1 protein-coding gene and 1 pseudogene are annotated in these 2249 nt (G+C 45.0%); both read right to left on the reverse strand.

Features of this window, described 5'->3' with window-relative positions:
* Positions 1 to 582: pseudogene (locus tag VLN09_RS11205) on the reverse strand (phospho-N-acetylmuramoyl-pentapeptide-transferase); the annotation flags it as partial.
* A 3-nt stretch (positions 583 to 585) separates the two neighbouring features.
* A complete protein-coding gene (locus tag VLN09_RS11210; RefSeq protein WP_325246543.1) occupies positions 586 to 2028 on the reverse strand; it encodes a UDP-N-acetylmuramoyl-tripeptide--D-alanyl-D-alanine ligase in 1443 nt (480 codons plus the stop codon).
* Positions 2029 to 2249 lie beyond the last annotated feature (221 nt).

A 2249-nucleotide genomic window follows, 5' to 3' on the forward strand; every position in this document is an offset into this window, starting at 1 on the left:
AAAATAGGTAAAGATAATAAAGCCAATACCAAACGGCACGGCTGAAAATGGAATCATCCAATCTTTAAAGATAGGTATTAGTAAATCCTGCATTTCGCGAGTGGTAGCAATATCTGGTTGTAACGTCGCAATATAGTATAAAGAGATACCAACGAACAATGCGCCCATCGACAGCCAAAAGTATTTTTTGCGAGCGATTAAGCCTTTTGGGTTTTTATATTTAATTTTAAGCCAATCATCGGCCCAGCCGACCGCACCAAAAATAACCATGACCATAAGCAAAATCCAGACATAAGGATTGTTTAAGCGCGCCCACAATAAGGTCGATACACCTATGGCACTTAAAATCAGCACCCCCCCCATGGTCGGGGTACCGGTTTTTGCCAAATGTGATTGTGGTCCATCATTACGAATCGCTTGACCATACTTAAGGGCCCGCAAGCGTCGAATAACTCGCCCACCAAAAATCATGCTAAAGGCAAGGGCAGTAATGACCGCCAGTAACGCACGTAGCGTCAACGAAGAAACCGCATAAAACGGGGTATAATACTGACCTAGCCAACTAAATAACCAAACTAACACCGCCTACTCCTCGACTAGCGCATTGATAAGTGTTTCCATCTGCATGGAACGCGAGCCTTTAAACAACACCGTACAGGGCTGAGCCTGCTGAGCTTGCAAATAAGACTGTAAATACTTTAATAAACTGCCTTTATCAGCAAAAGCATGAGCACTGATGTCAGCAATCTCTTGCGCGCCAGCCACAGTATAAGACGCGTATTCACCCACACAAAGCAGCACATCGATACCTGCGGTCGCAATCGTACGTCCCAAACTTTGATGCTCACTAATCGCCGCCTCACCAAGCTCAGCGATATCACCAAGTACCATTATCTGCGTGCCAGTCTGCGCTGCCAATACTTTTGCTGCGGCACGTACAGCATGCGGATTGGCATTATAGGTATCATCAATCAAGCGATGCATACCCAATAGTTGACTGTTAAGGCGACCTTTGGCGGGGCGCGCGTTTTCAAGCCCAATGACGATGTCATTAATATCGATATTTAACGCATGAGCACAAGCAGCAGCTGCTAAAGCGTTACTGACATTATGCTCGCCTGCTAAAGGCAAATTGATATCATGGACTTGACTGCCAATATGCAGCTTAAACTCACTGCGCTCAGGCTCAACGTCTAAATGACTGGCGCTAACATTGGTGTTACCAAATCCAATAACATTGGCGGTATGTTTTTCGGCAATCCGGCGCAGCTGATTGGTAAAATCATCTTTATCAGGAACAATCGCAAACTGGTTATCATTCAAGGTATGGTAAATCTCAGCCTTGGTTTGGCAAATACCTTCGCGGCTACCAAACTCGCCCAAATGCGCAGTACCAATATTTAAAATACAAGCCACATCCGGCTGCACAATCTCAGTAGTATAAGCAATCTCGCCAATATGATTGGCACCCAACTCTAAAATGGCATAGCGATGATGATCGGTCAGCTCAAGCAGCATCATTGGTACGCCCAAATCATTATTTAGGTTGCCACGGGTAATCAGCGTCGGCGCTAGTCTGCCAAAGATACTGCCGAGCATCTCTTTGCAAGTGGTCTTGCCGCTAGAGCCCGTAATAGCAATAACGGTCAAATTTTTATGCTGCTGACGACGATAAGATGCCAATTGCCCCAAGGCTAAACGGGTATCACTAACCACCAATTGCGCAATTGAATGAGAAGTCGCAACGGGCTTTGAGACAATAGCAGCAACTGCCCCTTGTGAGGCAGCTAGCTCTATATAATCATGACCATCAAAATTGTCACCCGTTAACGCCAAAAATATATCGCCCGCTTTTATCGTGCGGGTATCGGTGGCGATACGAGTACTCGTTACATGATTCTCTAAACCTGCTTGTCCGTCATTCAGCTGCCAGTGTCCATCGACTGACGCTGTCGCTGCTAGCAGATTGTCTGCTTGCCAAACATACAGCCCTTGCGACTGAATGCTATTTTCGTTGTCGGCGGTCATAGTGATTACCTTATATATGATTACTTATTTCTTATAGTTGAATATCAAAACTGGTTGTAATAACTATTATTTATACGCGTCCAGAGTGCTGCAAAGCATTATGCAAGATGATACTGTCATCAAAATCATAACGGATGTTATTAATCTCTTGATAGGTTTCATGACCCTTACCCGCGATGACAACGATATCGTCTATCGCTGCTTGGCTGACGGCATATTCA

The sequence above is a fragment of the Psychrobacter sp. genome, from assembly GCF_035469765.1.
Taxonomy (GTDB): Bacteria; Pseudomonadota; Gammaproteobacteria; order Pseudomonadales; family Moraxellaceae; genus Psychrobacter.